Genomic DNA, 26,915 nt, shown 5'->3' on the forward strand with positions numbered 1-26,915 from the left:
TTCCAATGGAAGTAGCAGGCAGACTGCGAAATTCATTTAGTGGGAGTTAAATTTTCCAAATATGGCTTTTGGGAAAACCCCTTCCTATATTCATCACACTATTAGACAAATTAGCGGTCTCTAGAGATTCCTATCTTCCGTCTTCCATCTTCCATCTTCTATCTGCTCTTTATCCCCTTTAACAACCCAAAAAGTACTTCCACCTTAGAAATTAAGCTAAAATACCAGCTAAATGATCAACTAAAATGCAAGTGCCCAATTTCCACGACGGAAAATAGGTTCAACGGTACCATCACCAAGGACACCATCGATCTCAAGATCAGCTGTCCCGATCATGAAATCCACATGAATCAAACTGGTGTTCCCACCTCGAGCTTTCAGCTCTTCACTTGAAAAAGATACGCCATCCTGCAAATTGATCGGGTAACAGCTGCCTAAAGCCAGATGGCAGGATGCATTTTCATCGATGCCCGTATTGTAGAAAATGCGGTCAAGATTAGAGATCGGCGAATCAAAAGGTACAAGAGCAACTTCTCCCAAATACCGTGCGCCCTCATCCATATCTAGTAATCTAGCTAGGTGCTCATAGCCGACTTCTGCCTGATAATCCACAACTTTCCCGTCCTCGAACTTGAACGAAAACCGATCCACGAGCGCTCCATTCACATTTAATGGCTTGGTGCTCGACACAATCCCATGAACACCTGTTCGCTTAGGCATCGTGAAAACTTCCTCAGTCGGCATATTCGCTACGAATCGTATTCCACTTGCGTTCTCCGTATCACCGCCAAGCCAAATGTGACCCTCCGGCAATTCGACTCGTAAATCTGTGCCTGCCGCTCGATATTGAAGCGCCTCGTATTGCTTCTCATTCAAAACGCTGCGAACACGCTTCAATTGATCCATATGAACTCGCCAAGCAGCTACCGGATCCTCTTCATAAACGCGATTTATCCGGAAAATTGCCTCCCACATCGCATCGATCCTCTGTTCTTCAGGCAAATCAGCGTACACTTTGGATGCCCACGCCACCGTAGGCGCTTTGATTAAGCACCAACTGAACTTACTTGTTCTCACATATTGCTGATACTTTGCTCTAGCTGTAGCCATGGCTTTGGTTGCCCTAGAAATCATGCTCGCATCAATACCCGCGTACAAATCAGGATCCGGGACTTTGATATTCAGCAAAGCTCCACCGTTTTCTACAAAGCGTTCTAACATATTCGTATACCACTCTGGGTAATAATCTAGAGCTTCATCATGGGCATGTTCGAATCTACTGCGAGTAATCACATCATCCTGCCAATGCACTTGAACAAAATTCGCCCCTGCCTCATAGGCTTTCTTTACAATTAGTCTAGTCAATTCAAGGGATTCTATCGGCGACTCTATCATCAGATCCTGGCCTTTGTGGAGGTTAACCCCTACTTTGACTACAAGTTCAGCATACTTTTCCAAATTCATTTGAAAGTTGTCCATCATACTTATGATCTCCTTCGCGTGAAAAAGCCCATCAGTTCAGAAACATCCTGAAGGTTGACGGGCTTTTCGTATCTAATTGTTGCATCAAAATCAAATTCAACTTGCTAAGTGATTAGTAAAGGGATAGATACTGATCTCTTTCCCATTGGTGAACTTGTGTGCGGTACATATCCCACTCGATTTCTTTAAGTTCATAGAAATGTGCCAAAGCATGTTCGCCAAGTGTATCGCAAATCACATCATTGCGAAGCAGCTCGTCCAACGCTTGTTTCAAGTTCAATGGCAATGTAGGGATACCATCGCTCTCTCTTTCCTCTTCAGTCATCACATAGATGTTACGATCAGTAGGAGGAGGAAGCTGCATTTTGTTCTTAATGCCATCCAGTCCGGCAGCAAGCATAACAGCAAGAGCCAAGTAAGGATTAGCAGCCGGATCCGGGTTACGAACTTCAACGCGAGTGCTTAAACCGCGGGATGCTGGAATACGGATCATTGGACTACGGTTACTTGCCGACCATGCTACATATACAGGTGCTTCATAACCAGGCACTAGACGTTTGTAAGAGTTAACAGTAGGGTTCGTAATCGCAGCAAAAGAACGTGCATGACGAAGTACACCCGCCATATATTGTCTAGCCACATTGCTTAAACCTAATTTATCGTTCTCTTCATAAAAAGCATTTACATCACCTTTGAATAACGATTGGTGACAGTGCATACCAGAACCGTTCATGCCAAACAAAGGCTTAGGCATAAAAGTCGCATGCAGACCATGCTGTCTAGCAACGGTTTTGACAACTAGCTTGAAAGTTTGAATTTGGTCAGCCGCTTTAATCGCATCTGCGTATTTAAAGTCGATTTCATGTTGACCTGGCGCTACTTCGTGGTGGGATGCTTCAATTTCGAAGCCCATCTCTTCAAGCGTCAACACGATATCGCGGCGACAGTTTTCGCCCAAATCCATCGGAGCCAAATCGAAATAACCACCTTGGTCATTCAGTTCAGTTGTTGGATTGCCTTTTTCATCCGTTTTGAACAAGAAAAATTCTGGTTCCGGACCTACGTTCATGGCCGTAAAGCCCATCTCTTCGGCTTGTTTCAACGCATTTTTCAAAATAGCACGCGGATCTCCTGCGAATGGTTTGCCATCTGGCATATAAATATCGCAGATTAAACGTGCTACTTTGCTTTCAGTTACCCAAGGGAAAATAACCCATGTATCCAAATCAGGATACAGATACATATCAGACTCTTCAATACGTACATAACCCTCAATGGAAGAACCATCGAACATCATCTTATTGTCGAGCGCTTTTTCTAGTTGGCTATAAGGAATTTCTACGTTCTTGATGCTTCCCATCAAGTCCGTAAATTGCAAACGAATGAACCGAACATTTTCTTCTTTGGCAATGCGTATGATATCTTCTTTGGAATAGTTGTTATTGTAACTCACGTGTGCATTCTCCTCTCAATTTACAAGCGATTAAGAAATGCTATTTATAAAATCTGGAAAGCTGACCTTGAATCAGAGAAACCTGATCAGGGCGTTTACCTCCGCCAATCAACTGCTGCTTAAGCATTTTGTGCAGTTGGGAATCGGTTAATTCTTTACGCTTAACTTCTGTGTGTTCGTTCAAAATCGTTGCATCTTCTGAATCTTTATCGACAGGGATAAGTACCTGCTTGATCCCAGCGATGTTCACACCTTTTTCAATTAAATCTTTAATTTCAAGAAGTCGTTCTACATCATTAAACGAATACAGACGTTGATTACCAGCCGTTCTAGCTGGAATAATAAGTTCATGCTGCTCATAATAACGAATTTGTCTTGCGGTTAAATCGGTCAGCTTCATGACGATCCCGATCGGGAATAACGCCATATTTCTACGTATCTCATCACTCATGCTAATCACTCCTGGTCAGTAAATACCTCAGTCTTATTGTACCTTTGTAACAAGAATGTGTCAAGGAGTGTCAGGTTTGTTCACAGTCTCAATTTTTCACAACAATCCCTTGTCTTCCATATGTTGGATTGCTGTTAGTACCCCTAACTTACAGTGTGAGTAGGTGAGACCGCCTTGCAAATAAGCGATGTAAGGCTCACGAATAGGCGCATCTGCGGACAGCTCCAGACTGCCGCCTTGGATGAACGTCCCGGCCGCCATAATGACGGGATGCTCATAGCCGGGCATATCCCACGGCTCCGGCACAACGTGCGAATCCACGGCAGCCGCCTTCTGGATGCCCTGCACGAACGTGATCAAGTGATCCGCCGACGTGAAGCGGATCGCTTGGATCAGATCCGTTCGCGGCGTTTGCCAGCGCGGATGGCTCTCGAAGCCTAGCTCTTCGAACACCGCGGCTGCGAAGACCGAGCCCTTGACGGCTTGCCCCACCAAGTGAGGGGCAAGGAAAAGCCCTTGAAACATCGCTCGCGTAGCGCCGAGCATAGCACCGACCTCGCCCCCAATACCGGGGGCGGTCAGTCTGTAAGCGGCGAGCTCCACAAGGTCGCGCCGCCCGGCAATGTAGCCTCCGGATGGGGCAATACCGCCGCCGGGGTTCTTGATGAGTGAGCCTGCCATGAGATCGACGCCAACCTGCGTCGGCTCCTGCAGCTCGGTGAACTCGCCGTAGCAATTATCAACGAAGACGATCAGTGCCGGGTTCACTTCTTTGACGAATCGGACCATTTCTCCGATTTGCTCCACCGTGAACGAAGGTCGCCACGAGTAGCCGCGCGAACGCTGTATGCCTATCACCTTCGTGTTCGGCTGAATGGCAGCCGCGATGGCCGACCAGTCTGGCGCGCCATCCTCAGTCAGCGCAACCTCGCTGTACGCGATGCCAAAGTCCTGCAGCGATCCCATACCATCGCCAGGCTTACCAATGACCTTATGCAACGTATCATAAGGCTTACCCGTTATGTAAAGTAGATGTTCGCCTGGTCGCAGAACACCGAACAAAGCTGTGCCTATCGTGTGCGTACCTGAGACAAAGTGCGGGCGTACAAGTGCTGCTTCAGCTCCCATCGCATCCGCATAGACAAGATCAAGCACCTCTCTGCCACGATCATTGTAGCCATAGCCTGTCGAAGAAGCAAAGTGATAATCGCTTACCTTATGTTTTTGGAAAGCGCTAATCACTTTCCACTGATTAAGATCAATCGTTTTCTCAATCTGGCGAAAAGCGCTCTCTATTTGGCGTTCAGCGCTCTCCATTAATGCCATAACTTTATCCCCGAATTGCATAATTAGTAAATCTCTCCCTCACTATCTTGAGCCTCTTGCTGAGCATGTTGATCATATGCCACCAATTGATAGGCCAATTTGACGTAATCATCCTTGTTCACACGGACCTTGAACAGCATATCTTCTCCGTCCACATCCGTCTCTAGGACATCGCCAATTCGGTACATCAGGGAAATGATGTCTCCCTTGTCAGCTGGAATACGAAACTCTTTGCTCTCACCCATCAGCTTCTCTTGAATGGCAATTCGCAGTCGTTCCAGATCATCAGGGTTGTACGCACTGATTTTCAGAAACTCACCTTCGGTCGAAAGCATTTCCATATCTTCTTGCGAGCAAAGATCTATTTTATTGAAAACGGTCAGCTGTTCTTTTTGATGTGCGCCTAGCTCTTCTAAAACCTCAGCGACAACGCGCATTTGCTCATTTCTCATATCTGTTGAACTATCTACGACATGAAGGATCAAATCGGCCTCATTGGCCTCTTCCAGCGTAGCACGGAACGATGCGACAAGATCATGCGGCAGATTCTGAATGAAGCCTACGGTGTCTGTTAGAACGATCTCTTTGCCGCTTGGCAATTCCATCGTCCGCGATGTTGGATCCAGCGTTGCAAACAACTGATTCTCAATATAGACGTCCGCTTGTGTCAATTGTTTCAATAATGTTGATTTCCCTGCATTCGTGTAACCAACAAGGGCAACTTGAAACACACCGGTCTTCTTACGGCGTTCACGATGCAAAGTCCGATGACGAACAACTTCTTCTAACTGCGCCTTCAGCTCGTCAATACGGCCGCGAATGTGCCGGCGATCGGTCTCCAGCTTCGATTCCCCGGGGCCTCTCGTCCCGATACCGCCACCAAGACGCGACAAGTTCTTACCTTGTCCCGATAGCCTTGGTAGCAGGTAGCTAAGCTGCGCCAGCTCAACCTGAATAATACCTTCACGTGTTTTGGCACGCTGAGCAAAAATATCCAGAATCAACTGGGTGCGGTCGATAATTTTCACATCTAAGGCAGCTTCCAGATTACGGACTTGAGCACCCGATAGCTCTTGATCGAAAATAGCCGTATTCCCGCCAAGTTCCTCTAAACGAACTTTTAACTCTTCAACTTTCCCTTTACCAATAAACCATTTGGAATCCTTTGTTTCTTTGTTCTGTGTCATCGTCTCCAAAACAAGTACACCTGCTGTTTCCGCTAACTTGACCAGCTCTTGCAGCGAGTATTCCGCTAATAATTCATTTTTCTTCTGCTTCTGAGTGACTAGACTAACGAGCACCGCGCGGTCATCGATTTCTTTCTCAACCATATGTGAAGTTGTTTTCATAAGTTTGTCTCCTTTACGCTGCATTCAAACGAGCGAAATAGCCCCCATGTGGGCGTATTCCTTCATCATTGTGTAGGAAATGCTTGGGAAAGTCAATTTGCAGGAGCGGAAAATTCGATTATAACGGTGTTCACATCTGAAGACACAAAAATACCGAAAGACCATAGGCCTCTCGGTAGCTTTCCACCTATTTTAAGTAAATAAACTTTGTCCCAAAAACGAACCTTTAGATGGAACACCCGGAAGTACAGCGAAATATCCTCCACCTGTTGTATCCGTATAGGAAAGCATTTTGTCAGGTAGTTTCGGATTCGTCAATCTTTTCTGGATGGATTCAAACTGCGTTTGGATATTCCGATTGAAACAAACGAATAACAGACCAGCATTGATTCGGCCAACGTTATCGAGGTTATCCATGAAATTATACCCGCGGCGCAAAATGCGTTCACGCTCTGAATTCTCTCCCGTTCGCGGATTTGAAAGGCGGATATGAGAATCGAGTGCTGTAACCTCCCCTTTGCTATCGTCAGCAAAATTAGGCTTGTCGAATTCTCCATGTCCATCCATCGGTGCTCCGGAAACCTTCTGACGTCCAATAATCTCTTCTTGGTCGGAAAAAGGTTGTTGATCCCATGTTTCAATTCGCATATGAATACGGCGAACAACCATGTAGGTGCCTCCAGCAAACCAAGATGCACCGTCTCCCGCATCTACCCAAACATTATTCTTCATAAATTGTTCATCTTGCAAGTCTGGATTAGCCGTACCGTCCTTGAAGCCGAACAAGTTCCGCTTCGTCCCTTGGGACTTCACGCCCAACTGTCCGTTCTGCTGCCAGCGCAAATGAGCGACACCACGAGCTGCTTTGGAAAAGTTACGAATCGCATGGAAACAAACGATCGGATCATCTGCACAAGCCTGAATGACAATATCTCCATGTGTTAATTGATCCTGCAGCGAATCTTTATGGAAGATTGGCATTTCCGTGAGACCAGCAGGTTTACGAGAACGAAGGCCGAATCGATCAACACCATCTTTTTCGAACAAAGACGCACCAACAGCGAAGGTAATCGTTAATTTACCCGTATCGAGGCCCATTTGCTCCCCTGTATCCAACGGCGGGAATTTACCCTCCTGAGGCTCAGCCGCAAGAGGCTTGCCTTCCATAAGAGTCGCTGCCATCTCGGTCCATAGCTGCAAAAGCTCCTTTAGCTCCTTCACATCCTGCGTGGTCACATCAAATGCAGCCACATTCGCAAAGTTCTGGGCAGGAGTCACAACACCGGTTTGATGAGCACCATAAAATGAGATGGTCTCATTCGCTGCGCTTGCGGTTGCAGTACCTAGTTGTTTGTTCGAAGCGGTAGGTATCACTTTCTGTGCCTTCCCAAGCAGATCCCCGATGACAACGCCTGCAGCACCTGCCGCAGTCATTCCTAAGAAAGCACGGCGATTCATTTTATCCCCCATACCGTTGTTCTCCTTTCCATTCCCTTATTTACTTAACGTTCCTGGCATTTTCACTAACGGCTCAGCGAATGCCTCCAGTTTATTTTTCAAATCGATTTGTTTGGCTTGTTCTATTTTGCTGAAATCATTCCAAGCAGCACCAACTGGTGAAAGTGTGTTCATAGTTTCGATAACCGTAGCTAAGCTTTTGCTTATTTTCTCATCTAGCGCCGCGTCTTTCTTCTTCAGCTCACCTTTAACGAGATCATAGATAGCTTGCGCGCCTTCAACGTTAGCACGAATAACAGGTATAGTGGCGCCACTCCAGCGCTCTTCTTCACCAGTGATTTTCTTTGATTGCGCTTCTTCCATCAATTCCCCAACACCAGCGATAAAATCAGAAGGCTCAATGGTAGTGGATGCAATTGCTTGCTGCATTTTCTTGCCGTCTTCTAGTAAACGTGAAGAAAATTCTTCAGCTTCTTTCACATTCTTTTTAACGAACAACAAATACTCTATACGATGGTATCCCGTGAACTCAGGATCCTTTTCATTCTTAAAATCATCCACACGAGCATCCATGACACCATCCAGCTCGCTAAAAGCCTCAATAATAGGCTCAATTCTCTCATAAGGCATCCGTGATTGTCCATAGGATTCTTGTGCCTTTTTCAGATCGCCACTCTTTATAGCAGCATCCAGCTGTTCGAGTCCAGCGACTAACTGTTTCCCTTGTTCTTGAACATATTTATTATAAGCTATAGCAGCCTCTTGCAGCTCTTTGGATGCCGTGATGACATCTTTATTAACTGCACCTTTATTATCAGCGAGGGAGGTGCTGAGCTCCGTAATTGCTGCTTTCAAATTATTATTGAGTGCAGTTAATGTCGCATAATCCAGCTTGTCTTGTTTCAATCCTGCTTCTAATGGAGTCAGAAATTTCTCTACTTTAAAATACAGCTCTGGAAATTTCGGTTTTACTTCATCTTCGAAGCTAGCCCACTGATTCTCAAGTAGGGTGGATTGCTTCTGCGGATCTTTAACCTTATTTATGTCCAGTTGACCCTTCAACTGATCAAGACTTGTAAGAAGCGCTGCTGAGCCTTCTTTGACGGGTACTTTGGTTACTTCCGTTGTTTCTGTTTTACCGCAGCCTGCGAGTACAAGTGTTGTTGCAGCTGCTAAAATGATAAGTTGTTGACGTTTTTTCATGGGATAGTTCCCTCCACTTTTCTCTAATTTATGATTTAGATAATGCTATATTTTTCATTTGAATCGTTTTACGGCGGTCCCAGATGACTGCGAACAACGCGGATATCAGGAGAATAAATTGCGGTATAGCACTCTCTAACGTTGGATACAGTGCGATAAAGTCCCAGCTTGGCAGCCAAGAAGCTGTCGTTGCTGGCAAATAACCTGCCAATTGAAGCCCGTGCACACCCATCCCCGCAAATTTAAAGCAAAGATAAAATACGAAGAAGCTTGAAACTAGAAAGAATGGACGCATTGGAATACGTAGGCCAATTTTAAGGATTAAGAATGCCACAATAAGTAGGACAGCCACTCCAATCCCTATGCCTCCAAGCAGTGAGCTTAAGGAGATAGAGGATGCCATACCGATCATGAAAAGGGCTGTTTCTGTACCTTCACGGAAAACTGCAAGAAAAGCAAGCAAACTGAGAGAAACTAGACTTCCGGTAGCCAAAGCTTTTACGCTCTGATCCCGTATGTACTTCTGCCAATTAGAGACACTTGATTTGCTGTGTAACCAGTAGCTCATATATAGCAGCATGACAGCTGCAAAAATCCCTGTACATCCAGCAATCAGGAAGTTGTTTTTCCCAAATGCACTTGCGGAAAACAACTGTTGAACGACAATGCCAAGCGCCGTACTAACAAGCAAGCCCCCGAGAACGCCATACCAAATCCATTGTTTCTTATCACCATGCCCTGATTTATTCAGGAAACCTAGTAAGGCAATGACGACTAACAAAGCTTCCAGACCTTCGCGGAGCAAAATAGTCGTCGCATCCAGCATGGTGTAGCTTGTTTTGGCCGCTAACGGCTGCAAATCAGCGTGCATTCGCGCAATTGTTGCGGAAGCCTCACTAGCTTGAACAGGAACAGCAGACAGTTGTGCGTAAGCAGTAACCATGTCTCTTTCCATCGAAGTGTAGACAGTTGAGGATTGTGTAAGCACAATACCTTCGATTTGCAACCAGGAATTTCTAAGCTTTTGGACACTTGCGGAAGCACCTTCGATATCATTCTGCTTCATTTGATCCGCCGCTTTCTCCAGCAACTCAACCAATGAACTCACAGTAATATCCCCACTGCCCTGAACCACTTTACCGAAAGTATCCAGGTTGCCATCTATAAAACTCTTGTTCAAATTGTGAAGACTATTCAATCCCGCAACCAATTTCTGCGAATCAATTGGCTGCTTGAGCGTTTGGAAGGAGACTTCACCCATTGCTTGCTCAATCTTCTGGTAAGCTGCCAATGAGCGCTCTTTAATGCCACTTTCATAGGACAACCAATTTATTTGAAACGTTTCGAATAATTGGGAGGCATCCTCCAACTTTCCGCTTTCTGCAGCTTGAATGGCGCGAACGATACCTTCATCAGCCTTGGCCAGATCATCCTCCGCCTTAGCACCTACTGTTAAAGGTACAGATAGCAGCATTAGCAGTGCTATCCAACTCACTAAAATGAATCTACGCATGAATCACGACTCCCTATAGAAAAATAAAACCCAAATTCAACCAAGTTAATATTGATAATCATTATCAGTTAATTTATTACTCTGTCTATTTTACTCGGTTCAAGCAATCTGTCAATTGTTTTATTCAAGAAAAAAAGCCATTTAACTTAAATAAGTTAAATAGCTTTATAAATTTCATTTAAATTTCATATCTTCTGGTCTTATTGACATTAATTCTAATTTGGAAGGTGCGTTTACATATTGACTGAGCAGCCTCACCGCTTGATGCCGCATTGCTTTCTCCAGAATGTTGCGAACATACCTCGCATTACTAAATGCACGCCATGTGGCGGCTTTCTCATCGGTTAAATGCTGCTTTAGCTTCACGATTGTTTGAGGAAGAAGAACATACTCTCGGTCCTTAGCCATGAGCTCTGTAATCTGAATCAATTGTTCAATCGGATAGTCCTCGAAATCAATTTGAATGGGAAATCTTGAAGGAAGTCCCGGATTCGTAGCCAGAAATTGCTCCATTTCGTCGCTATACCCTGCTAGAATAAGAATGAACTCATTCTTCTTATCCTCCATACCTTTGACCAGCGCATCAATGGATTCTTTGCCGAAATCCTTATCTCCTCCACGTGCCAGACTATAAGCTTCATCAATAAAAAGGATGCCGCCCATCGCCTTTTTCATCAACTCACGGGTCTTAAGAGCCGTATGTCCAATGTATTCTCCTACCAGATCTGCACGTTCCACCTCAATAAAATGACCCTTGCTCAGAACACCCATGGCATGGAACATGCGGCCCATCAGTCTAGCCACTGTCGTTTTACCCGTTCCGGGGCTTCCTTTGAAAATCATATGGTAGACGTGCGCATTGCTGAGCAGACCGGCTTCAGCGCGAAATTGCGAAATTTGTAAAAGCGCATAGATTTCATGCACCAGCTCTTTGACATTATCAAGGCCAATCAGTTGATTCAGCTCTTTGAAAACATCCGAAAGCGGACCCTCGAGAGGCGTCTTCTTTCCTGTGAGCTGCGGCTCGGCATCGGCTAGCGGCGAAGCGTGAGTCTGGCTGCCTACTCCATCAACGGCTCGCCTATGCATGCCAGGCTCTGGCTGCCGTAAGACGATGTTGATCTGTCTGGATGGCAAGCTTCGACCACTCATGAGGATCACCTCGTTTACAGGATGGTTTGATGGTTCGTATCAATCCATCCTACGCTCGTTTGATGCATTTTAGACCGCGGCAGCTGTTAATGATACTTTTGTGACAGCGAATAATGCTCAACCACTGGGAATGGGTCATAGAAATGGTGCAGCAGCTTCCGCCATTCTTGATACTCTTCAGAGCCGCGGAAGCCTACGGTGTGATCCTCCAGTGTTTCCCAGTGAACGAGCAGCAAGTATTTGTTGCTATCCTCTATACACGTTTGCAGCTCATGAGAAATGTATCCTTTCATCGATGAAATAATGGATGATGCTTGACGAAACGCCGCTTCGAACTCCGCATTTTTTCCTGCAATTACAGGAAGTATGGCTACTTCTAGAATCATGGATAATTCCTCCAATTGATATCGTATTTTAGAAACCGAATGCTTCCTCTTGAAAATGGGATGTATCTCCATGAAGTCGGATATGTGGTTCGTTATCAATCATTTCGACAAGACTTAAGCATGTAGGGTGAAAATACGGCGGGTTCCACAAGTCTGCTAAAGCTCTTCGCTCGAAGAAAGCCATGATGATTTTCAATGTGACTGTATGTGAAATCAAACCAATTGTTTTTCCTTCATGTTCCTCTAACAGCTGCACAATTGCAGGTATGACACGAGCCTGTAAATCAGCATAGGACTCACCTTTCGTTGGTCTATACAGATCAGGTGCATGCCAGAATGCATGGAAGTTGTCAGGATCCAAATCTGCAATTTCTGCCGAAATCCTCCCCTCCCAAGCACCCAAATTCATTTCTTTCCACTCATCCGAGGTATGTATCGCCAATTCACGCGAGCCTTTCACGATATTCGCCGTTTGCAAAGTACGACCACTGCTGCTCGCATATAGAACATCAAAGTGAACATCCTTCAAAGCATTTGACAACCAGGAGGCTTGCTGCTCCCCTAAAGTTGAAAGTGGTGAATCCAAGTGACCTTGCATTCGGCGCTCCACATTCCACATCGTTTCCCCATGTCGGATTAAATAAAGCTTAGTCATCAGCAGTCCCCCCCCAATCCTTGCCTTAATTTAACATCATTAAAGCCACAAAAGACTCCAAATCCAGTGCACCAAAAAAACGCTGCAATTCCATACCTGACAGCTGTTCTCGTACAGCAGACTCCTCATAACGCGAACCACGCAGCGTTTCCTCTAGTTCTGCTACATCTCTAGCTCCAAAAAAGTCTCCATATATTTTTAAATCATGAATATGACCTTCTTCAATATCTAAACGCACATCTATTGTACCGACGCCTTCGAAGCGTTTGGAGTTTTGCACGGTACTTTTGGGCGATTTCCCGTAGTTCCAGTCCCAGTTCTGATAGCGTTCCTCAGATAGTTCGTGAATACGGACCCAGTCCTCCTCAGAAAGCTTGTACATGGGAACATCCGACTCCTCGGCATTGAAAATAGATGCAAGCAGCTTAATTCGGAATTCCTCCATCGTAATAGGCTCGCTCAGGAACTCTACGATATTAGCGACCCGGCTGCGAATCGATTTAATGCCCTTGGACTGAATCTTATCAAGATTAACCTTAAGAGCAGATACAACATTTTCGATCTCTGAATCGAAGAGTAGTGTTCCGTGACTGAACATCCTGCCCTTGGTTGCAAATTGTGCATTGCCCGAAATTTTACGCTCACCGACTTGGATATCATTGCGGCCCGTTAATGCCGCTTCAACACCAAGCTTACGCAGTGCTTCAACAACGGGTTCAGTAAACTTTTGAAAATTGTGAAAAGAGTTCCCGTCATCCCGGGTAATGAAGCTGAAATTCAGATTGCCCAAATCATGATAAACGGCTCCGCCGCCCGATAATCTCCGAACCACATGAAGGTTATTCTCTTTGACATATTCGGGATTAATTTCTTCGAGTGTATTTTGATTTTTGCCAATAATAATGGACGGTTCGTTGATGTAAAAAAGTAAGAAACTCTCATCATTAGGGAGCTGCCTTAGGGCATATTCCTCAATGGCTAAATTAATCCGAGGATCTGTGAATCCTTCGTTATCGATAAATAGCATAGTCATGCTCCTTCATTTATGATCATATCTCTGTCGTCATGGTGCGATTTAAGGTAAACATCCCTAATGATTTATAAAAGGCTATAGCACGCTCATTAAATTCCCATACGTTTAATTCTAGTGAAGCAGCAGAACGCTCCCTTGCCCAGGCAACAGAAGCTTCATATAATTTTGTACCAATGCCCTGACGCAGAAAGTGCGGTGAGACGGCCAGTTCATTTAATACGCATAGGTCCGAGGAACAAGCGCTTCATAGGTAGGAGATTTCTTCATCTCCAGCATAGCTACTCCAACGACCAAGCCCTCTTTCTCCGCGACTAAAATCACTTTGTTCTGTTGGTCTGAAAAGCTTCGGTACCAACCCATAGCAACAACGTGATCTAACCTGGCAAAACGCTCCGGCAACGCATCCGCATGTTCTTCTTGCCCTACTCGAATGATGGCATTCACGGCCTCGTAATCTTCTAAATGTGCGGTACGAATGATATGTTCCAAGAAAAATCCTCCTCCTGTTGTTTCATAGCTTACATCAAAGGATGATATTTTTCCACTTTGGCGGAGCGCGTTGGTGGGTAGTTGTGTTTGTTTTTGTTTGGTGATTTTAATGTTTGAGGAAACCGTTATTGTTGAGCTGTAGTATCGGTCCGAGTGAGGAATGAGCAACTGTAAGGATGTTTTTCATCGTTAAAGTCGGTATATATGAGCTGCCTGGCGGGTTAGCGATGTTTTTCATCGTTAAAGTCGGAATATATGGGCTGCCTGGCGGGTTAGCGACGTTTTTCATCGTTAAAGTAGCTGATTGCGGGTGCGAGTGAGGAATGAGCAACTTTAAGGATGTTTTTCATCGTTAAAGTAGCTGATTAAGTGGTTCGAGCGGTTATTGAGCATCCATAGGGATGTTTTCAGCGGTAAAGCCCCAAAGATTATTTTATATACATAACTCTATAATTTTATTTATAATATTGGAAACTTACCTGAGGAGGGGAACGCTGGAAATGAACGAAAAAACGGACTTTTATATCGCCATCGATACGGTTGCATCAAACACGTGGCCTGCCGAGTCATCCACTTCCATTGACAATTGGCTCCTGCGAGCCTCCCGAGGTGTCACTAAACGTGCAAACAGTGTGCTTGCCATTGGCGAATATCCAAACGATCCTAATTGGCTTGCGAAAATAGAGCAATTCTATCAAGAACTTGGTTTACCCGCAATTTTTCATATTAGCAATGCTTCCCATGAAGGTCTGGATGAATTTCTTCAAACAAAAGGATATGCGATTGATACGCCATGTCTGATGATGACTGCAACCAGTCGGCAAGTTTCCGATAACGCAAGCAATAAGATGATGCAAAAGAAGTCATCCTTTCAAATAGAATGGGCAGAAGCAGCGGATACGGAGTGGCTTGACGCTTTCCTCATGCTTGAACAGTTTCCCGAGGAGCGCAGAGGGTTCTATAGCGGACTATTTGAACGAATGCCTTCTCCGAAAGGGTTCCTCAAGCTGAAACTGAATGATCAAATCATCGCATTAGGTACTGCTATTGTAGAAGACGAATGGGCAGGTTTTGTAAATGTCGTTATTCATGAAGGCCATCGAGGCCAAGGACTTGGGTACGTCCTCATGCACGCACTGACGGAATGGAGTTTGGAGCACGGTGCAACCAAACAATATTTACAGGTTGTTACTTCCAATATACCTGCGGTAACTTTGTATGAAAAGCTTGGTTACCAAGCCAGATATGGCTATCATTACCGAATTAAGTATGATTTGCAGCCCCTTGTATCATCCTAACAAAGAATTTGTCTAGGATGAAAGGAGCAATAACACATGGCAACAGCAACAGAAAAGAAACCAGCATTCCCACCCCAGCATCAAAACCAGCAGCCAGGCATTGAGTCACAGATGAATCCTCCTCCTGTCTTTGAGCATTCTGGGTACAAAGCAGCCGGCAAGCTTAAGGATAAAGTCGCCCTGATTACAGGAGGCGATAGCGGAATTGGACGCGCAGTCGCGATTGCATATGCCAAAGAGGGTGCTGATGTTGTATTGGTATATTTGAACGAACATACGGATGCGGAGGAGACACAGCGTCATGTGGAAAAGGCAGGACGCAAATGTCTGCATGTCGCGGGAGACATTGGCGATGAGAATTTCTGCAAGCAAATCATTGAGCAAACTGTCGGGAAGTTCGGCAAACTCGATATCTTAGTGAACAATGTAGCAGAACAGCATCCTCAGCCCAGCATCGAGAATATCACTTCTGAGCAGTTGGAGCGGACGTTTCGAACCAATATCTTCTCTTTCTTTTATTTGACCAAGGCTGCACTACCTCACCTGAAATCCGGAAGCGCAATTATCAACACAGCTTCTATTACCGCTTATCACGGTCATGAGCAGTTGCTCGATTATTCCGCTACGAAAGGGGCCATTGTCACCTTCACGCGCTCCCTATCTCTTCAGCTGAACGCAAAAGGCATACGCGTAAATGGCGTAGCTCCAGGTCCGATCTGGACGCCCCTCATTCCTTCTACGTTCACCGCAGAGGAAGTTGCCACGTTCGGCTCAACTACACCAATGAAACGTGCCGGTCAGCCAGGTGAACTTGCTGCCAGCTATGTTTTCCTCGCAAGTGAGGATTCATCCTATATGGCTGGCCAAATCTTACATGTGAACGGTGGAGCCATTGTAAACGGATAACCAAGACACAATGAGAAAACCTCTATCGAGGCCATTCAAAGATGAGCGACCGCGTTTAGATGTAGGTTTTATCGCCAATAAGAAAGCGGTTTTCGGAAACCGAAAACTTATACTTTCTTATGTGGTAACAAAAGCATGACCAGCAAGTGGGTAATCCCCGCTTACAGGTCATGCTTCTTTGTTATCTCATATACCTATCATCAACAACAGCTTTGTCAAATACCACTTCGTGTAAGCTAGCGTTTCTCGCACTTCATGATAAGGCATGAAGAGCACCTCTGACTTCGTTGATGAAATGAGAGGTTGCTTCAAACCAATCGTTTCCGCGATATCGAGTGAACGAGAACCATGAAATTGATGGGTCATAATAATCGAACTCACAAAACCTTGCTCGTCCATAATTTGCTTGCTGTAAAGCAAATTCTCATACGTACTTGTCGCCCGAGGTTCTATCAAGATGCTTTTGACCGGAAGCCCTTTTTTAACCAAATAATTACGCATTCCCTCCGCCTCCGTTAGTTTGGAGCCGTTATGATCCAGACCTCCGGAGACGATCAGTTGTTTGAACCGACCCTCTTTATAGAGATTAACCGCCAAATCTAGACGCTCCTGGAGACCAGGGCTCGGGATATCTTGGCGCAAGGAAGCACCAAGAACGATACCCACGTCAACTTGCTTAGGCAACGTTTGATCAGGAGCGATTTGAACCTTCCACTGGATGTAGACGATCCAAGCGACAAGCAATAGGAACACAGTAACTACGATTCGGAACACTCTCACAAGCATACGGTTGAACGTAGATTTTTGCCCAGTTCTTCGGCGTTTTTTCGGTGTTGGAGTGATGGCTCGTTGTTTCTTATTCATGTTTGGCTGTACAGTCATTCTTGCTACTCCTTATCCAAAAATGCACTAACTTGACGAAACAACGTGCCTGCATCCTCACTCAGACATATCAAATGATTGGATCTGGAATGCCAATGTAGCTCGCGCTGTCCTTTTAGCTTACTATAGATGTACCGCGCACTTTGTGGATGAATAACCTGATCCTTTTCAGACTGAGCGATTAGTGTTGGTATGCTTACCTGACTTAGTTCTGGTTTCAAATGCCGAACAAGTCGTGTAAACTGCCAAGTAGCTCGTAGCGGCGTGGATTTCGCTTTAACAAAGCTGATTTTCCTTTGGTACTTCCACTCATCACGAATGACATCCAGCATTCTTCTTGGACTGACATAAATGACAGCCGTGTTCAAAAGGATCAGCCTACGAACCGGATATCGAACGGATAAATAAGCGGCCAGCAGCCCCCCCATCGAGAAGCCTACCATATCAAATGATCCATATTGGATCGTCATTCTCTCCGCATACTTTTCAGCTTCGCGTACCCAATCTTCCCAATGTGAGACTTTTAATTGATGACTGGATTCTCCGTTCCATGGTAGTCTCGGAACCTCACAAAGATGCCCGCGTTCACGTAAATGACGTGCTAATGGCTCAACCTCATAAGGTCCACCGGTGAATCCATGGAACAATAAACATGGTTGTTTCACGCGGTTTCTCTCCTATCCATCCTTCACTGTTTAGAATATGATATTCTATTTTTCTTTAATGGCGATCTTGTTAATCGTTACTTTTTCTTTTGGCTTGCTTGGTGAGGATTCGCCACCCATCTCAACAGGTGTTTCAGCAATTTTAGCTATTGTTGCCATGCCCTCTGGCGTCACTTTGCCAAAAATTGAATAGTCCGGTTTTTTATTGAGATTTGCACAATCTTCTCCCGAACAAATGAAAAACTGACTGCCATTCGTATTGGGTCCAGAATTCGCCATTGCGACAATGCCGGGTTCATATGTATGCGATGTTTTCAGCTCATCTGCAAACTTGTAGCCAGGACCGCCTCTGCCTGTCCCAAGCGGATCTCCTGTTTGAATCATGAACGTTTTGATAATGCGGTGAAACGTCACATTGTCATAAAAGCCTTCTTTGGATAAGAACACAAAATTGTTAACGGTCTTCGGAGCTTCCTTAGCGAAAAGATCTATGGTAAACGTTCCCTTGGACGTTGTTACTTCAGCTTGATACGTTTTGTTCGGATCGATCGTCAAATCTGGCGCTTTGCTCCATTGCTTAGGAGCTGCAGTTGGCGATGCCGCTGGGGATGCTGCAGAAGAAGCAGCAGGTGCCGTTGCGCCGCTCTTAGGCGTTGCTGTGCCGCCGGCAGATTCAGTAGGTTTGTTGCCGCAGGCCGATGCGATTAAAGTTAACGCGATCAACGTGAGTGGGAGAAGCTTAGTAGGTTTAAGCATGTTGAAAGGCAAGTTCATTGAAAATTCCTCCGTCAATAGTATGTAGGTTTGGTGTGGGACCCGCGGAATGCGGGTCTGCTGTTCCCTCATAAAGCTGTTTTTCATCGTTAAAATAAGATTATAGGTTAGACCTATGGACTTTAAGGATGAAATTCATCCCTAACTAGCATGTTCATCTCTACTTAAGATCAAACCCTGTTCCATAAGGTTAAAATGTGTACTATAACTTCGGCACAATAATCTGTCCACCGTCTTGCTTGCCATCCTTCGGCTTTTCCCCGGAACCATCAACCGGCTTGTTAGCCGGTGACGGTGTAGGAGTAGGACTTGGACTGATGCTGGAACTTGGTGTCGGACTAGCGCCAGGCTTAATGGTGCTTCCGGGCGATGGCGTAGGCTTCGTACCCGGTGACAGCGTTGGCTCTAGAGGATCCTTCCCAGGTGATGTAGACGGCGAGACCGTTGGTGAAGGTGACGGCTTGGTACCGTCAGGTAGTGCTCCATCCTTCGGTATTTCGACGGATACTATATTCGATTTGGCACCTCCCAAATTTGAGTCCAAATTAATCGGTACAACGTAATATTGATACGTCTCTTCGCTGCTAACAGTCGTATCATTCACCTCAGGTGTTGCCGATTGAATCAGCATCTTCGGCTCTGTGTCTTTCGTACCTTTCCGGAAAAGCTGATAGGCGATCTTCTCTCCTAGTGAGGTCCAGGCTATTTTAACCTCCTTCGTTGCAGGTGCATACACAGCCGTTAAATCCGTAATCCCTTTTGGCGGTTCAGTTAGATTAGGTACACTATCAGGCTTCACGAAGTTCGTCACAGGTCGGCCTTCTAGCGACTTCGACATCACTTCTTTAAAAATAGCCGACGGGCTACCGCTGCCGATTGTGACATAGTGCTTCGCATCTACTTTATCGAAGCCTTCCCAGACGGCTGCTGTCCACTCCGGTGTATAGCCGACAAACCAAACATCACGGTCATATTGTTCAATTCCCTTAATATCTAATCCAGTTGTACCCGTTTTTCCGGCTACAGGACGATTGAACTTCGCTTTGGTCCCCGTACCGCCTGGTTCTACAACGCCCTGAAGCAGCAGCGTCATATAATAAGCTGTTTTAGGTTGAATAACCTGTTTCTTCTCTGGCTTATAAACGGCGATTTCTTTGCCTTGCACATCCGTAATGCGTAGAATCGCATGCGTTTTATTTTGCAAACCTTGATTAGCGAAAGCTGTATACGCCGTCGCCATTTGTAATGGAGAAACGCCATCCGTAAGTCCGCCCAACGCAATGGACAAGTTTTGATCCTTTTGTTTGTTGAGGGGAGTCCCGATCTTATTCGCAAATTCAATCGCTTTAGACACTTTAATTTGATCTAAAAGCCAAACAGGAGCCAAATTATAGGACTTTTTGACTGCCTCAAACATCGTTACTTGGCCATGCGTCACACGGTCATAATTACGAGGAGAATATGTCCCATTACCGAATGACGTCTGAGTATCATCGATAATAGAATACGGCGTATAATTCCCGCTCTCAAGTGCAGGACCATAAGCCGCTATCGGCTTGAACGAAGATCCTGGTTGTCTTTTGGAATACACGCGACTGAATCCTCTTTGTTGGTAATCCCGTCCGCCTATTAGCCCCATCACACCGCCTGTTTTGTTATCCAAAATAACCATGGCACTCTGAATCTTTTGACCGTCAGAAGCGTCCTTCTGGAAAAAGCTTGGATTCGCATAGGTCTGCTCCATCACTTTTTGCGCTTTCGGATCCATTGTCGTATAGATGCGGTAGCCTTTAGTCAGCAATTCATCTTCTTCGATGCCATACATACTCTCTGCTTCATCTACAACATAATCCAAGAAAGTCGCGTTATCTTTCGTGCTTTGACTAGCCGCTGCTGGCGGAACGTAATCCACAGCTGCTGCTTTCGCACGCTCAGCCTCTGTAATATAGCCTTGATCGGTCATCAGCTTAAGAACAACAGCACGGCGTTCCTTTGATAAGTCCGGATGCTGCAGTGGCGAATATCTCGATGGCGCTTTTGGCAAAGCAGCTAGCGTTGCCATTTCCCATACCTCTAATTCATTCAGGTTGGATTTACCGAAATACACCTTGGCTGCCGCTTTGATACCATAAGCGTTACTGCCGAAGAAAATACGATTTAAATACTTTTCAAGAATTTCATCCTTACTAAACCGTTCATCCAAAGCAAAAGCGATCGACATTTCCGTCCCTTTACGAAAAGCTGTTTTCTCGGAACTAAGAAACACATTTTTAGCAAGCTGCTGGGTAATTGTACTTCCACCCTCAACAGCGCTCATATGAATAATATCTTTGACAAGCGCACGTCCAATGGATCTTAAATCAACGCCTGCATGCTCGTTAAACCGGCGATCTTCCGTTGCAATGAAAGCTTGCTTTAATCGTTCCGGAACATCTTTGATGTTCACACTTTCTCGATTTTCACCTTTATAGATTTTACCAATTTCCTTATCTTTTCCTTCTTCTTGCGCATAAATGAGCGTCGATTCACTTGCCGTATCAATCTTATCAATATTGTTATCGAGAATCTTAAAGCCGTTCATAATAACGACGATATAAATACCCATTGCACAGATAATAGCCAGAATGGCGGCAATAATCGAACCCATAATAAATTGACGAACATTAAATCCCTTTTTCTTTGAGCCTTTGTTGCTTCCTTGTGGTTTCGTCTTTGTATTCGCAGTTGTTTGCTTATTTGTAGGTTTCTCCAAATCCATCGACTCCCTCGCTGTTCATTTCTCTATTGTAGTAACCAACAAAAGAACAACCTTAAACAAGGTTGCTCCCACAAGTATCTATTCGGTTAGACGATTCAGTCCATAAAAAAGTTGCAAAACAAAACGTACGAGTACGGATTATTCCGAAGCTTCAGCAGCAGCCATTAAAGAAACAGCTCGTTGCGGCGTGAAGGTAGAGATGGCATGTTTGTAAACCATTTGTTGGCGGCCTTCACTGTCAATGATGATCGTGAAGTTGTCAAATGCGCGAATTAGTCCTCTGATTTGAAACCCATTAGTTAAATATACGGTAACGGGAATGCTTTCTTTACGCAGTTGATTAAGAAAATTGTCCTGGATATTAATGGATCTGTTCATCAGTGGTCCCCCTTAATGGAATGAAACTATCGCCAGAAGGCGCTATTTTCTATTGGTGTATTTGTTAATTATATTCAATTTTATGTACAAACTTTCCTGCTAGTATATCATTAATAATTTGGAAATGGGCAGAAAAATTTGCTGATTCCGTCACATCCACCCAATGAATGTCTTTCATATGCCGAAACCATGACAATTGGCGCTTGGCAAATCGGCGCGTATCTCGCTTGAGCAGCGTTATCGCTTCCTCTAAACTCAATTCACCTTCCAGATAGCTGACGATTTCTTTATAACCAAGTGCTTGCATGGAAATCGCCTGATTTGGACAACCTGCGGCTAGAATCGATTGAACTTCCTCGATAAGCCCCTCCTGCATCATCGCGTCGATACGTTCCTCAATACGCTTGTACAGCAGTGCCCGATCCATCGTCAATCCAATGATACATAGTTCGTAGGGAGACTCTTTTTTCTGGGACGCCAAATGGGTTGTCATCGTTTCACCAGAGATATAATAAATCTCAAGAGCTCGTATTACACGTCTACGATCATTGGCATGAAGTCGATTAGCGCTCTCAGGATCAATATCACGCAGCTTCTGATGCAGCGCCTCGTCCCCATGCTCAGTGGCGAACGCTTCCTGCTCTTGGCGGAACGCTTCATCCATACTGACTTCCGTGAATTGATAATCGTAACACACAGACTCGATATAAAGGCCTGTACCTCCAACAATAAATGGAAGCTTCCCACGTGAATGAATGTCCAGAATCAAAGCCTTTACACGCTCTTGAAACTCCGCCGCCGAAAAGGGATAGGAAGGATCATGAATATCAATCAAATGATGCGGGACAAGCTCCTGCTCAGCTTCACTCGCTTTGGCTGTTCCAATATCCATACCTCGATAGACCTGCATGGAATCTCCGGAAATAATTTCGCAGCCAAACTTCTGAGCAATTTCTAAACTTAGCTTGGTCTTACCAACTGCCGTGGGACCTAGTAGCACGAGTAATTTCGGCTTGGCTGATGGGGCTAACACAGTCGAATCACTCCATACGTTGTTTTGGTCGTCGATCGCAATACATGCTCGAACCCGAGCCGGGCAAATTCTTTACTATCTCTGTTTTCTTTGAGCACAATGCTCTTGCGTGCAACTCTTTTAGCTTCTTCGATAGATGCCATACTGACAGCTTCATCGTTCGCATTGCGTCTAAGATGAGAAATCGCTTGAGATTCCTCAATCGGACTGCGAAACATCGGATCAAAATAGACAACATCTACGCTTTGCGGTGCCAATTGCTGCAAATACGCGAGGTGATGTGTCTTTCTAACCATGATGCGCCTCATAGCCTCGTTTAGCTCGGGAATTTCCGATTCATAAACGGCTAAACCTTCTTGTATCAGCATAGCTGGAATCTTTTCGCTTTCGAGTGCCGTGACGCTTCCTTGGGGGCCAACAGCAAAGGAGAACACGATAGAATCAGACGCTAAACCTGCTGTACAATCCAAGATATCATCGCCAAAAGCTGTACCAGAAGCCTCAATTAATAAATCCGCTTCGCCTCGCTGCATACGTTTGACTCGAACGAGGGCCATACTGGGATGAAAAAAGTACGCAGGTTGGTCTTCTCCATAGTACCTGATCTCATCTCTGGTCACAAGCAAAAGGGAATCATCCTTATAATTATTCCTAAGATGTTCCAAAGAATACTTCCTTCGGGGCACGACTTGGCCGCCATATGCAGCAGCCAGTCGCACTGCTTTGTCCAATAAACCACTGGACGGATTATACGATGTTGTCACTAACACGGGTTTACATCACTCTCTTAAACATTTTTTCCAGTTCATAAGTCGTAAAGCTGACGACAATTGGCCTTCCGTGCGGGCATGTGTAGGGATTACGGCAGCCTGATAGCCGGTCGATCAGCGTTTCCATCTCAAGAACGCTTAATCCTTGATTCGCTTTGATCGATGCTTTGCAAGAGCACATAATTGCCGCCTTTTCTCTTAGTTTCGCGATGTCTACAGCCTTTCTCTCGCTGAGGACCCACTCACACATTTCTTCGACGATCCCCTTTTCTTCTCCTGAAGGAAACCAGTGTGGATGCGCACGGACCAGAAACGTATTCCCTCCGAAAGCCTCCATATACACGCCGGCCTGCTCAAAAAGCGACAGCTTCTCGGCAATAATGCCTGCTTCAGACGGTGTAAATTCTAATGTAATGGGAACGAGCAATTCTTGGCTCGCCTCAGCAGGATTGCCAAAACGCTCGTAATAATATTCATAATTAATTCGCTCATGCGCAGCATGCTGATCAATCAGGAACAGGCCTTCTTCGTTTTGGGCGACCAAATAAGTGCCATGCATTTGACCGATCGGGTCCAATCTTGGAAAAGCGGGAAGCATCGGCGCCTCGCCTTCCTGTTTGGAGGGCAGTAGGTCCATGAATGCTTCATTTGTCCGGCGCTGCTGCTGAATGGACGTACTTCTGGGATTGCTTCCAGCATGGGACGCGTAGCTGTTGTTTGATGGTGATGTCGGACGGCTCGAATACGAAGCTCCGGAAGCTCCAGAAGCTGTGGAAGCTGTGGAGCTTCTCTGCGGCTCTACGATAGGTGGCCGGGATGTTGATACCGATTCTGGTCGATACGATGTACCGACCTCCTTCACTTGCGGCAAAACCATGCTATCTGAATCCACGGATACACGCTGTATCGTAGAATCAGGAAGCGGTGTAGGTATCGCAGATGAAGCTGCCGGAGTAGATACGCTTGATCCAGTTGCTGGCTCAACCGTTCTAGTGAGGTCCAGCTGTTCCTGCACGTATGCGCCCTTAGGTGCTGCTGGCTTCATCCCTTGCGGGATTAGCACCTGCCTTCCAAATAGCCGCTTCACTTCGGCTTCGATTAACGCGGTTAGCTCCGCTTCTTTACTGAAGCGGACCTCAAGCTTAGATGGATGCACATTCACATCCACTAAGGCAGGATCCATCCCGATGTGCAGAACGGCCACGGGATAGCGGTTGATCGGCAGCAGGGTATGATATCCTTGCAGCAGCGCTTGATTCAGCGCGAAATTGCGCACGTAACGACCATTCACAATGGTCGAGATGCCGCCACGGTTCGCGCGGGTCATTTCGGGCTTCGCCACGTAGCCCGTGATCGTATAATCCAAGTTTTCCACTTGGAGAGGAAGCATTTGCTTGCCGACTGCCGTGCCGTAAATGCCGGCGATGACCTGTAGCAAATCTCCGTTGCCCAACGTTTGAAGCAGGAGATTGCTATTATGTTTCAATGAGAAGGCGATACCAGGGTGAGCCAGCGCTAATCTGTACAAATAGTCAGAGATATGGCCAAGCTCGGTTTGAATCGTTTTCATATATTTTAATCGTGCCGGCGTGTTATAAAATAATTCCCTCACTGACACTTCAGTCCCGCGTGAGGCAGCCGTCTCTTCGACACTTCGAATCGTGCCGCCTTCAATGGAGATTTTCCGCCCCAGTCCATCATTCGTAGAGCTAGTGACACACTCTAATCTGGACACGGAAGCTATACTCGGCAAAGCCTCGCCACGGAAACCTAATGTTCGTATCGAGAATAAGTCTTTGCTTGTCGCGATTTTACTTGTGGCATGACGTTGAAAAGCTAATTCGCAATCTTCCAAAGCCATACCAGAGCCGTTATCGGACACCCGAATCAGCTGAAGACCACCCTCTTCAATGGTCACATCAATCCGAGTACTGCCGGCATCCACCGAGTTCTCGACGAGTTCTTTCACCACAGAAGAGGGTCGTTCAACTACTTCCCCTGCGGCGATTTGGTTCGCAATATGTTCGCTTAAGAGCTGGATTTTACCCATAATTCTTAGTTCCCCTTTACAGCACGGATGGAAACATTCTCCCCTTGATCCTTCACTTGCAGCTGTGGAAAATAATCATCGAAAAGATCAACATTGACGTAGCTAGTCCCATTTTCAATGATTAGCTTGTCTGTCTGGGCAGGGATGGCATGCGTTCCTTTACTATCGGAAATATCGACCGTGCGTGTCGCCTCGTTCCATGTAATCGTAGCTCCAACAAGTGCAGCTAGGCCGCGTGTTGATGCATATAATTTTCCATTTTCATGGAAATTACCGAATCCACTTCCTATTTCCACGCCGTTATAAGTTACTCTGTGCTTGGAAATCTCGACGTTAATATCTGTGATCCCCACTGTCTGTAATGCGGTAATCAATTGAGCAGAAGCCCCGTCCACTTTGATGTCCGGTGTGATCCCGACTTTGTTCACTTTACGCTTATTCGGCGTCAAATACTCTTCAACCGTTACTTTCAGCGCACTGTCTTTATCCAATTGATAAAGCTGTTGTACGCTGCCCTTGCCATACGTTTGCATACCGATCACTTTGGCAACATTGTAGTCCTGCAGAGCGCCTGACAGCACTTCCGAAGCGCTTGCGCTATTTTCATTGGCTAAAATGTAAACAGGAATAGACAATTCCGTTCCGCCCGTGATCAACACTGGATCATCCACACCATTGCGGTCTCTTGTATGAATCAGAACGCCTTCTTTGACAAAATGCTTGGCAATGTTCTGAGCCGTATCCACAAGACCTCCTGGATTATTACGAACATCTAGAATCAAAGATTTCAAACCTTTTGCCTGCAGATCCGTAAGCTGTTTACCAAAATCCTCGTCCGCATCGCTTGAGAAATCCGTTATTTGAATGTAACCAACACCATTCGTGAAGCTCTTGCTATACACTTCAGGTACATTGATCCCTTTACGAGTAATCTCGACGGTTAATTCTTTGTCACCGCGTTGAACGGTAACTTTTACTTTCGTCCCCGCTACGCCAACGATTTTGTTTCTGACTTCATCAATAGAAGTCGTAGAAGCAGGAGCGCCATCCACGGCACGGACATAGTCATCACGCTGCAAGCCCGCTGATTCGGCGGATGAGCCTGCAAAAACCTCGGATAAATACACGCCTTTGTCATCAATCCCGATTCGAGCGCCCATGCCCACGTAATTATTTTCTAAGGAGCTGGAGAACTGACCGTACTCTTCTTGGCTGAAAAAGACGGTATATGGATCTTTCAGACCTTCTATCATTTGCTTAATGCTTTGATTAGCTAATGCTTCTTCCGTTACACCACTCACATGCAGCTTGCCAATGATTTCTCTGACTTGCTGTGTTTGTAAATCTTCTTGTGCCAACGCATTCAAGGGTAGAACCGTCATAAGAGCCGACGCCAGTGCTAGGGTAACCTTCATTGTTCTCATTCTTGGTTGTTTCATGTGCGTCTCTCC

The 26,915-nt window shown here is 45.6% G+C and carries 26 protein-coding genes; 3 read left to right on the forward strand and 23 right to left on the reverse strand.

Annotated elements, in window-relative coordinates:
• Positions 1-240: 240 nt before the first annotated feature.
• The 14 genes from GC098_RS36735 to GC098_RS36800 form a co-directional block, all read right to left on the reverse strand.
• Positions 241-1,479, reverse strand: coding sequence for an aminopeptidase (locus GC098_RS36735; protein ID WP_171649345.1), 1,239 nt, complete (start codon positions 1,477-1,479; stop codon positions 241-243).
• Positions 1,480-1,594: 115 nt separating this feature from the next.
• Complete coding sequence (glnA, locus tag GC098_RS36740) at positions 1,595-2,935, reverse strand: type I glutamate--ammonia ligase (RefSeq protein WP_171649276.1); 1,341 nt, start codon at positions 2,933-2,935, stop codon at positions 1,595-1,597.
• A gap of 40 nt (positions 2,936-2,975) precedes the next feature.
• Positions 2,976-3,386, reverse strand: a complete 411-nt coding sequence (locus GC098_RS36745; protein ID WP_047676992.1) for a MerR family transcriptional regulator — start codon at positions 3,384-3,386, stop codon at positions 2,976-2,978.
• A gap of 96 nt (positions 3,387-3,482) precedes the next feature.
• Complete coding sequence (locus GC098_RS36750; protein WP_171649277.1) at positions 3,483-4,733, reverse strand: methionine gamma-lyase family protein; 1,251 nt, start codon at positions 4,731-4,733, stop codon at positions 3,483-3,485.
• Positions 4,734-4,735: 2 nt separating this feature from the next.
• On the reverse strand, positions 4,736-6,061 hold the full coding sequence (gene hflX / locus GC098_RS36755) for a GTPase HflX (RefSeq protein ID WP_171649278.1): 1,326 nt from the start codon (positions 6,059-6,061) through the stop codon (positions 4,736-4,738).
• A 192-nt stretch (positions 6,062-6,253) separates the two neighbouring features.
• Complete coding sequence (gene efeB / locus GC098_RS36760; RefSeq protein ID WP_171649279.1) at positions 6,254-7,531, reverse strand: iron uptake transporter deferrochelatase/peroxidase subunit; 1,278 nt, start codon at positions 7,529-7,531, stop codon at positions 6,254-6,256.
• A 24-nt stretch (positions 7,532-7,555) separates the two neighbouring features.
• On the reverse strand, positions 7,556-8,722 hold the full coding sequence (locus GC098_RS36765; protein ID WP_171649280.1) for an EfeM/EfeO family lipoprotein: 1,167 nt from the start codon (positions 8,720-8,722) through the stop codon (positions 7,556-7,558).
• Positions 8,723-8,750: 28 nt separating this feature from the next.
• A complete protein-coding gene (locus GC098_RS36770) occupies positions 8,751-10,235 on the reverse strand; it encodes an FTR1 family iron permease (protein WP_171649281.1) in 1,485 nt (494 codons plus the stop codon).
• Positions 10,236-10,409: 174 nt separating this feature from the next.
• Positions 10,410-11,387 (reverse strand): AAA family ATPase, encoded by a 978-nt coding sequence (locus GC098_RS36775; RefSeq protein WP_171649282.1) that lies wholly within the window; start codon positions 11,385-11,387, stop codon positions 10,410-10,412.
• Between the two features lie 86 nt (positions 11,388-11,473).
• Positions 11,474-11,773, reverse strand: a complete 300-nt coding sequence (locus tag GC098_RS36780) for an antibiotic biosynthesis monooxygenase family protein (RefSeq protein ID WP_171649283.1) — start codon at positions 11,771-11,773, stop codon at positions 11,474-11,476.
• 28 nt (positions 11,774-11,801) lie between these two features.
• Positions 11,802-12,428 (reverse strand): histidine phosphatase family protein, encoded by a 627-nt coding sequence (locus GC098_RS36785; RefSeq protein WP_246359176.1) that lies wholly within the window; start codon positions 12,426-12,428, stop codon positions 11,802-11,804.
• 25 nt (positions 12,429-12,453) lie between these two features.
• Positions 12,454-13,455: a lipoate--protein ligase gene (lplA, locus tag GC098_RS36790; protein WP_171649284.1), complete on the reverse strand. Its 1,002-nt coding sequence runs from the start codon at positions 13,453-13,455 to the stop codon at positions 12,454-12,456.
• A 22-nt stretch (positions 13,456-13,477) separates the two neighbouring features.
• Positions 13,478-13,669: a GNAT family N-acetyltransferase gene (locus GC098_RS41895; RefSeq protein ID WP_171649347.1), complete on the reverse strand. Its 192-nt coding sequence runs from the start codon at positions 13,667-13,669 to the stop codon at positions 13,478-13,480.
• 5 nt (positions 13,670-13,674) lie between these two features.
• Complete coding sequence (locus GC098_RS36800) at positions 13,675-13,950, reverse strand: GNAT family N-acetyltransferase (protein WP_171649285.1); 276 nt, start codon at positions 13,948-13,950, stop codon at positions 13,675-13,677.
• 176 nt (positions 13,951-14,126) lie between these two features.
• Here GC098_RS36800 and GC098_RS36805 point away from each other — a divergent pair, with 176 nt between their 5' ends.
• The 3 genes from GC098_RS36805 (at position 14,127) to GC098_RS36815 (ending at position 16,154) form a co-directional block, all read left to right on the forward strand.
• On the forward strand, positions 14,127-14,270 hold the full coding sequence (locus GC098_RS36805; RefSeq protein ID WP_171649286.1) for a hypothetical protein: 144 nt from the start codon (positions 14,127-14,129) through the stop codon (positions 14,268-14,270).
• A gap of 180 nt (positions 14,271-14,450) precedes the next feature.
• Positions 14,451-15,248 carry a GNAT family N-acetyltransferase gene (locus GC098_RS36810; RefSeq protein WP_171649287.1) on the forward strand — a complete coding sequence of 266 codons (798 nt, stop codon included), beginning with the start codon at positions 14,451-14,453 and terminating at the stop codon, positions 15,246-15,248.
• A gap of 36 nt (positions 15,249-15,284) precedes the next feature.
• Positions 15,285-16,154: an SDR family oxidoreductase gene (locus GC098_RS36815; RefSeq protein ID WP_171649288.1), complete on the forward strand. Its 870-nt coding sequence runs from the start codon at positions 15,285-15,287 to the stop codon at positions 16,152-16,154.
• A gap of 186 nt (positions 16,155-16,340) precedes the next feature.
• Here GC098_RS36815 and GC098_RS36820 read toward each other — a convergent pair whose 3' ends face one another.
• The 9 genes from GC098_RS36820 to GC098_RS36860 all read right to left on the reverse strand — a co-directional run bounded on the left by GC098_RS36820 (position 16,341) and on the right by GC098_RS36860 (position 26,903).
• On the reverse strand, positions 16,341-17,036 hold the full coding sequence (locus GC098_RS36820) for a YdcF family protein (protein WP_246359177.1): 696 nt from the start codon (positions 17,034-17,036) through the stop codon (positions 16,341-16,343).
• Between the two features lie 5 nt (positions 17,037-17,041).
• Positions 17,042-17,701, reverse strand: a complete 660-nt coding sequence (locus GC098_RS36825) for an alpha/beta hydrolase (protein ID WP_171649289.1) — start codon at positions 17,699-17,701, stop codon at positions 17,042-17,044.
• A gap of 45 nt (positions 17,702-17,746) precedes the next feature.
• Positions 17,747-18,475, reverse strand: a complete 729-nt coding sequence (locus GC098_RS36830) for a peptidylprolyl isomerase (RefSeq protein WP_246359178.1) — start codon at positions 18,473-18,475, stop codon at positions 17,747-17,749.
• A 202-nt stretch (positions 18,476-18,677) separates the two neighbouring features.
• Positions 18,678-21,227, reverse strand: coding sequence for a transglycosylase domain-containing protein (locus GC098_RS36835; RefSeq protein WP_171649290.1), 2,550 nt, complete (start codon positions 21,225-21,227; stop codon positions 18,678-18,680).
• A gap of 144 nt (positions 21,228-21,371) precedes the next feature.
• Positions 21,372-21,611, reverse strand: coding sequence for an RNA chaperone Hfq (gene hfq, locus GC098_RS36840; protein ID WP_029193229.1), 240 nt, complete (start codon positions 21,609-21,611; stop codon positions 21,372-21,374).
• 64 nt (positions 21,612-21,675) lie between these two features.
• Positions 21,676-22,644, reverse strand: a complete 969-nt coding sequence (gene miaA, locus GC098_RS36845) for a tRNA (adenosine(37)-N6)-dimethylallyltransferase MiaA (RefSeq protein WP_171649291.1) — start codon at positions 22,642-22,644, stop codon at positions 21,676-21,678.
• A complete protein-coding gene (locus GC098_RS36850; RefSeq protein ID WP_312880579.1) occupies positions 22,638-23,408 on the reverse strand; it encodes a class I SAM-dependent methyltransferase in 771 nt (256 codons plus the stop codon). The genes miaA and GC098_RS36850 overlap by 7 nt, the downstream gene beginning before the upstream one ends.
• A gap of 10 nt (positions 23,409-23,418) precedes the next feature.
• On the reverse strand, positions 23,419-25,464 hold the full coding sequence (gene mutL / locus GC098_RS36855) for a DNA mismatch repair endonuclease MutL (protein ID WP_171649293.1): 2,046 nt from the start codon (positions 25,462-25,464) through the stop codon (positions 23,419-23,421).
• Between the two features lie 5 nt (positions 25,465-25,469).
• The gene (locus GC098_RS36860) at positions 25,470-26,903 is read right to left on the reverse strand and encodes a S41 family peptidase (RefSeq protein WP_171649294.1); all 1,434 of its coding nucleotides are present in this window, start codon (positions 26,901-26,903) and stop codon (positions 25,470-25,472) included.
• Positions 26,904-26,915 lie beyond the last annotated feature (12 nt).

Source organism: Paenibacillus phytorum (assembly GCF_013141715.1).
Taxonomy (GTDB): Bacteria; Bacillota; Bacilli; order Paenibacillales; family NBRC-103111; genus Paenibacillus_E; species Paenibacillus_E phytorum.